The sequence below is a fragment of the Vibrio sp. 1562 genome (assembly GCF_033340155.1).
Taxonomy (GTDB): domain Bacteria; phylum Pseudomonadota; class Gammaproteobacteria; order Enterobacterales; family Vibrionaceae; genus Vibrio; species Vibrio alginolyticus.
Genome location: NZ_JAWOVY010000665.1, coordinates 1 through 550 on the forward strand (window position 1 = coordinate 1; position 550 = coordinate 550).

At 47.3% G+C, this 550-nt stretch carries 1 protein-coding gene; it reads left to right on the top strand.

Features of this window, described 5'->3' with window-relative positions:
* On the top strand, positions 1–550 hold a 550-nt coding region (gene betI / locus R7Z49_RS26965; protein WP_318112735.1), incomplete at both ends, for a transcriptional regulator BetI.

Here is a 550-nt window from a genome sequence, read left to right on the forward strand (position 1 = left end):
GCCAAAGGTGGGGATGCCTGAAATCAGAAAACCGCAGCTTGTAAAAGCGACCATGTCTGTGATTGACAGAGTCGGTTTACATGCTGCGAGCATCTCGTTGATCAGTAAAGAGGCTGGAGTATCAACGGGGATAATTAATCACTACTTCGGTGGTAAGCATGGGTTGTTAGAAGAAACCATGCGCGAGATCCTTCGTCAGCTTTCTTCAACAATCACTGGGAAGCTTCGTGCGTTGCCAGCAGATGCTCATCATCAGCGTATCAACGCCATTATTGACGGCAACTTTGTTGGTTATCAGGCAGAAAACAAAGTGGCTAAAACGTGGCTGGCTTTCTGGTCTTACTCAATGCATGACGAGCAACTTAAGCGTTTGCAACGAGTTAATGAACGACGTCTGTTGTCCCATCTAAGAAGAGAACTAAAAGCACTATTAAGTGCGGAGCAAGCAGAGTTGGTTGCTCACGGGATAGCATCACTGATTGACGGTATATGGCTACGCGGCACGCTCAACCCGCAAGGTATCGATGCTGATAAAGCGAGGATCATCATC